Below are 6,441 nucleotides of genomic sequence, written 5' to 3' on the forward strand. Positions count from 1 at the left end.
CTCTCTTTTTATTTTCGTTTTTCGTCTCTGACTGATTTTTAGAGGTGCCCTTATGTTGTCCAACAGTCCCCAGTTTTCTTCCTGCTTGGTCAACTTGGCAAACTTTTCGTACTGTGGATAGTCAGGGCTCACATAGGTCTCCTTGCAATGCAGCACGGGTGGATCGTCTGAGTTGTGATAGTCGCGATAGCGAACGTGTAAATCTCTCAAGTCGATTTGCATCGAGGCTTGCATCTTAGGGTGTGGAACGTCATCAAAATCGGGATAAAATAGGTAGGTTATTTTGGGCTTGTGCAGGTGAAATTTGATCAGGGTGGCTCCATCCATTCTGCCAATGGTGCGGCTGGCACAGCCTTCATAGAGCCTCAGCATCGTGTCGAGACGATCCAGAGCAGAAACATGAACGAAAAGGGCTTGGCGATCTAAACGTCCGATTTTGCTGTTTTGACAGCAGGTAGCGATAAAGCCTGGTCTGCCTAGGTTGAATAGCATTAGGTCAGCCGTGGTGCAGGCAGCTTGATAAGAACCAAACAGAGCTTTGATATCGGTTTGATATTGGGTCGAGAGTTGACTGAGTTTGAGCCGTTTGTAGGGATTGTCAAAGTTACTGAGGGCGAGAAACACCAGAATATCTTGACGGCGTTTATCGGCGATCGCATCCCATTCGTCTTGATTGGTTGCCTGCACGATCAGATTGAAGGCTCGACGCACTGTACCAAATTCAGCAAGCAGGGCATCGAAGTTTCGCAATTCTTCGCCAAGGGGCAGCCTACCTCTTTCTGTGAAGAATTCCATGAGAGGCGACAGTAGCTCTCGGTAATCTTCAAAGCGTTTGGAGGCGACTCTAATTCTAGGCGTTGTGGCACGGGAGTGAAAACGCGATGCTCTAAAGCTCTGTGCTTGTGCGTCATCGCGAAACACAAAATAGATGCCCAAGGCGACGGGAACAGAATCTACTCCTAAGACGCGATCGATGTAGAGTTTGAGTTCTTCTTGCTCGTAGTATTTTTGGAATGTATTTCGACTGCTGACCACACCATCGCTGTAGGCAATTTGTCCTTGTCCGACATCACCGATCAGAACCTGTGCGGAGACGATTAGAACCCGTTGTGCTAGTTCCCAAGCTTTAAGCAGTGACTCGTGTCTTTCTGCTTGGGATTCGATTACGTTGATAATATAGCCAAGATTTACAATATCGGCAGGGGTGCGATCGCTTTGAGGGCGGTAGTATGGATCCCAACCACTACTGATAAAGCCGCGATCGCGAATCCGCTTAATGTCTTCTCCATGTCCGCAGCCGTAGTCAAAAAAGGTTGAGCCTTCGGTTAATAGCCCTGCCTCTAGGGCTAGACGGACTGGCTTGGATAAATCTGGTCGGTGGATAGCGGCTTTGTGGCGTTCTATTTTGGGCTGAAATTGAATTTGGCGATCAATTTGTAATGGAATGACTCGATGCCCTTCGATTTTGACGTTAAATTCTTGTAGGCGTTGCTCCCATCCGTTGCGCGTACCGATAGTACGAGTTTCGCGTAGCAGTCCGATCGCTTCTTCTTGGCGAGTTAGTTCGGCAAAGGTTTGGTAGTGAGGATAGTCAGTTGTAACAAAGGTTTCTTTGCGATGCAGAATTGGCGGATTGATGGATGTGCTGTAGTCTCTGTGCTGGATCTCTTGGATTTCGAGATCGACTTGAATACTAGTGTGGAGTGTGGGGTGAGGTTCGTTATTAAAGGTAGGGTAAAGGAGGAAAGAAATTTTAGGTCGATCGTAGCTGAACTTTATGAGCGTAAAGGTGCTGAGATCGGGCAAAAAAGCTCTGGCTTGTGCTTCATAGTCTTGCAAGTATGGATCGAGAGCAGCTATGGCTGATGTATGAATGTAGAAAGCCGTAGGCAGTTTTTTGCCGATCTTACTTTGCTGGCAAAGGGTGATGAGGTCGTTGGTATTCCAAATGTTCGTTAGCATGAAAAAGTTTTCACTGCTTGTAGTTATTCCAAGATAATACGAACATCACAGGAGCGATCGCTCCTGACCAGCTTGTTGTATTCTTGACGCACTATGTTTTAACAATAAACGAGCAGAGATAAAACAAGCTAATCCTTACGTAAGTTGCTAAAATATCAATATCAGCGAAACTAAGTTGAATTTATGCTTTTAGAAGATTATTTTGAGTCTTAGAGCCTGAAAAGACTCTGAAACTATCAGGAGAATTAAAATGATTGTTGTAAGTCCTTTACTGACGCTTTCAGAATATCTTGAATACAATGACGGAACAGATGCACGTTATGAACTGGTAAATGGGGAGTTAGTCGCGATGGCTCAGCCTACAGGAATTCATGGAGGCATGAGCGAATTTGTTAATGATGCTTTTCGCTCAGAGATTCAACGTCGGCAATTGCCTCTGATCTCAAAACAAGAATTAATTGCTGTTCAAACAGGGCTTATAGGTGGCAAAATCACTTGTCGGATACCTGATGTTATGGTGGTTACCTCTGAGCAATGGAATGAAATCAAGTTCCGCGAAGCTGTGTTAATAGATTCTATTCCTTTACTGGTTGTAGAAATTGTGAGCGATAGTACTCGCAATATTGATTACCGAAAGAAACGAGCAGAATATAATGCGATCGAGATTCCTGAATATTGGATTATTGATTTTAGCGATCGCAAGGTTACTGTTTTACTACTCGAAGATGGACTTTATGAAGAGATAGTTTATCGAGAAGAAGAAAATATTAAATCTTTACTATTTACCGAATTGCAGCTAACACCTGATCGGATTTTCAATGTTTAGAATGAACTTGATTCCCTTTAGCCATCTAAAACATTTAGCTATTTATCTTCTGTGATTCCTAAAACTTCAATCAAGTTTTCTATTTTCTTAATGCTTGGATCGCCTGCTAAATATCCAATCCCTCGATGGAGGTGGAGGCGAAACTGAGTAGCAAGGGTTTCTTTATTCGTTCCTAGTCCATCATTGTGGCAGCGTTGTTTGAGAGCGATCGCAAGAATATCTGACAGGTTGCCTGCAAAAACTTGCCAAGTCATCTCCACATTACTGTCTGCGGGAATGTTAATGATGGAAGGGGGAGTAGGCTCGGCTAAAGATTTGCATAATGCCCAACGACAGAGGACATTCCAATGTTCGATATGAGTAGTACGTTTGAGTTTGAGTAGTTGCTCTCTGGCAGTTTGGGAGAGACGAATGCGGTCAACAGGTGGTTCCATAGGTTAGTGATTGGTTATCGGTTGTCAGTTGTCAATTACCAGAAGTATCCCGATCGCACGAAGGTTCGGTTTGTAGATTCGTCATAATCTAAGAGGTATTCGTGGGCAATAAGGTTGTTTTGGCGGAGACGAGTTACTTCTTCTTTGCCAATTTCTGTGTCGGTAGAGAGTAAAATTACTTGTTGGCTGGCATTTGGGAAGTAGCGGTCTAAAAGATTAAGGCGATGGGATGAGTCCAGCCGACCGAGGGGTGTATCAATCACAATTGGTAATTGACAGCCTGAAACACGGGCTAATCCCCATAGGAAAGCGATCGCTAGCATTTGTTTTTCACCTGCTGAGAGGCGATGTTTGGGGACAGGCTTACCTTCTGCATTATAAAGTTCTAGCCGAAATGTATCAGGTGCGATCGTAATGCGATGAACGAGTCGAGATTTGTGCAAAAGATGTAGAAAGCATTCTGTGACACTATTTTCCAGTTGAGCAATTTTGTGAGCTGTGAGTTCTTTCCTAAATAAATCTAGCGTTGTTTGTACTTTGCCTACGGATTGGAAGAAAAATTCTAGATTGCCTCTTGCGACAATGGTTGTTCCATAGTTTTCTAGTTCTCTTTTGCTTGAGGCTAACTTACGTTCGAGAAGTGCTAAGTTCCGCTTAGTATCGTCTAGCTCATTTTCTAAGGATTCACAAATTGATTCAGCTTCTTCTTTCTTCTGTAAGAGCTGTTGATAGATTTCTGGGCTTGCAGCAGAGGCAATAACATTTTGTATTTGCATACTTTCGCGATCACAGGATTCTAGCTTTTGCACTATAGAATTTGCTAAGGCAGCAGTTTGAGGTAAATCATATTCCAAGAGCGTTGAAAGTGCGTGCAGTAGGTCGGAATCAACGCCTAATAATGCTTCGCCATGCTGAGATTCATCTTCCAGTTGGGCAAGATCTGCCTCTAGAAACTCCTGAACTAAGCGGATATGTTTTTTAGGGAAGTTTTGCTTTTGGATAAATTCAGATAATTTGCGATCGCGTTCTTTAATCAGATCAAGGGCGGCTTTGGCTTTTTGAAGATGTAGCTCTTTTTTACTTTGTTCGATTGCTTGCTCTAAAAGAGGAGATTTAATCAGCATCAGTGGTAAACAGGTTTCTGCCAAACCTAGTAATTCCTTTCTCTGCCGATCGGCTTCTGCTCTCAGGTGCTGATAGCTTTGCTCTAGTTCTTGTTTGTCTCCCGCAGCTTTTCCACCCTTACGCATAAATTCGCGTTCGACTTCTACTAAAGATACTTTAGCCGTTTCTAGATCGGCTTCCAGTTGGGTCTTGTGTTCTTCTTCTAATTCAATCTCTGCGAATTGCTGTGTAATTAATGTTTCAATCTCTGCAAGTTTACTAAAGGCTTCTGTATCAACGGATTCACGACGTTTTTTGCTGGCTAATACTTCTAAATCGATTTCTAAGCGATCGACGAGTTCTAGTCCTAGAATGGTACGAATGGCATCGACTATTCCTTGGGTCGGCGTGTCTTGTAAGGCAAGTTCTCGAACTTGCTCACCATCAAACAGAAATAAGCCTGAAATACCAATGGGCATGATCTCTTCGATAAATTCATCCCAAGTGTTCGTCAGGACTTCGTTATTCCAGCCATCGACACGAACTTCTAAAATATCGCGACCGTTTTTTGGCTGCTGTGTCCAGCGACGGGAGACGGAGATCGGGACTTGGCGAAGTTCGGATTTATTGAAACTGGCTTGCTCAAAAACTAGTTCAATCGTCGCCTCTTCACCCATTTTGGCATCACGATTCACGCTTTGAGACAAAAATTCGCCATAGCTTAGGTTCCCTCTCGTGGAGCATTGGGCTTTTGCGCCATATAGTACGAGGCGTAACGCATCAATAAAGGTAGTTTTTCCACCTCCATTCAATCCTCCTAACAAAATGATGGGGGGATGTTCCTGATTGACTGCGACGGTGAGGTCAATGATGTGTCGCCCTTGATATGCACCAAAGTTTTGCAGAATTAATTCTCGAAAAATCAAGACTTTACCTCTGATGGTGCTACTGGTGCGCCAAATTTCATGGATGCCCAATTACTCGCTTTAGGTGAGGTCTCAGGTTCAGCACTCTTCTGTACTTCCCCTAGAGCTAGTTGGCGCACTTTGTCAACATCTCCTTCTTGGGCAGCATCTTTAAGATCTTTGAAACGATGAGCATTTTTAAGTGCTTCTTCTTGAGAACGCGAACTGGTCTCGAAACATTTTTCTAGGGCTTCATAAATGCCAACCCGCCGCATTTTGCCGTAATGCTGTCTTTCTACACTTAACAGTTTGGTAGTCAGTTCTAGATGCATGGCATTTTCACCGCAGAGGTTCGCAAGGATTTCCCATTCATCAGCTCCGAGCAGACTCTGGCTATCATTGGAATTGATGTCTTGAAATTTTTCGCCTGTTTCTTTGAGATAAATACGCGGAAGTGCGTCGTCAAATTCATGTTTGTCTTCGCGCCAGATTCGTCGAATTTCGCTGAGTTCGGCTTGGGTGATCAGTTCGATCGCTTGCATTTCGGGCGGTGCATTTTTGCGGGCAAGGGTTTGAGCTTTGAGCAATTCTCGGAGCCAATGTTCGCGCCTTTTTTTTGTATAAGGTCCCGGAATTGGCTTCACTTCTTGCTTGCCGTCGTTGTTGTGGGTAAATAACTGCACGTTGCCGCTCATACGGCGAAAATCGCGTTTATCCCAATCATCGGGATTGTCTAGGGCGTTGCGTAGTTCAAGCAGGGGCTGCATCCATTCTTTTTCGTCATCGTTTTGAATCATTGCCTCCATGGATTTGTCTTTGTTGACTAAGGTGCAGACCCAGCAACCAAAACGTGAGTCACCACAGCTAGGGGTACTGCTGTCAAGAACAAGGGGACATTCGTTATCGGCGGTTGCGCCGCGATACATTGTGAAAAGATCTTTATTACTGTTGCCCCAAGGGTTGGGATACTGATGCAAATAGAGCCAAACCTCGTCGTTGCGCCAGTCGGCAATGGGGCTATAGATCAAGGAGTTGGGTAGGCTGCCGTGGTAAAGCAAAGAGGTTAGCGTGCTGTCACCAATGCGATCGCCGATGCTACCGATTTCATGGTCGCTCATTGACCTAGATCGGCGTGTACTTTCAGCTTTGCGTGTGCCTAGTAGACTACGGCGTAAAAATGTCTACCGTTAAACTGCCAGAGCCTTTCCTT

At 44.4% G+C, this 6,441-nt stretch carries 4 protein-coding genes and 1 pseudogene; 1 reads left to right on the plus strand and 4 read right to left on the minus strand.

Features of this window, described 5'->3' with window-relative positions; all coding sequences use genetic code 11:
• A partial coding sequence (locus tag V2H45_RS24610; protein WP_330486339.1) for a DNA phosphorothioation-associated putative methyltransferase occupies window positions 1-1,962 on the minus strand: 1,962 nt, incomplete at its 3' end.
• Between the two features lie 250 nt (window positions 1,963-2,212).
• Here V2H45_RS24610 and V2H45_RS24615 point away from each other — a divergent pair.
• Window positions 2,213-2,788, plus strand: a complete 576-nt coding sequence (locus V2H45_RS24615; RefSeq protein WP_330486340.1) for a Uma2 family endonuclease — start codon at window positions 2,213-2,215, stop codon at window positions 2,786-2,788.
• 38 nt (window positions 2,789-2,826) lie between these two features.
• Here the strand turns inward: V2H45_RS24615 and dndE are convergent, their stop codons facing one another.
• The 3 genes and pseudogenes from dndE to dndC all read right to left on the minus strand — a co-directional run.
• Window positions 2,827-3,222, minus strand: a complete 396-nt coding sequence (gene dndE / locus V2H45_RS24620; protein ID WP_330486341.1) for a DNA sulfur modification protein DndE — start codon at window positions 3,220-3,222, stop codon at window positions 2,827-2,829.
• Window positions 3,223-3,257: 35 nt separating this feature from the next.
• On the minus strand, window positions 3,258-5,252 hold the full coding sequence (gene dndD, locus V2H45_RS24625) for a DNA sulfur modification protein DndD (RefSeq protein ID WP_330486342.1): 1,995 nt from the start codon (window positions 5,250-5,252) through the stop codon (window positions 3,258-3,260).
• A pseudogene (gene dndC, locus V2H45_RS24630) lies at window positions 5,249-6,394 on the minus strand (DNA phosphorothioation system sulfurtransferase DndC); the annotation flags it as partial. The gene dndD and the pseudogene dndC, both read right to left, overlap by 4 nt.
• Window positions 6,395-6,441: the final 47 nt, after the last annotated feature.

It is taken from the genome of Tumidithrix elongata BACA0141 (genome assembly GCF_036349135.1).
GTDB lineage: Bacteria > Cyanobacteriota > Cyanobacteriia > Pseudanabaenales > Pseudanabaenaceae > Tumidithrix > Tumidithrix elongata.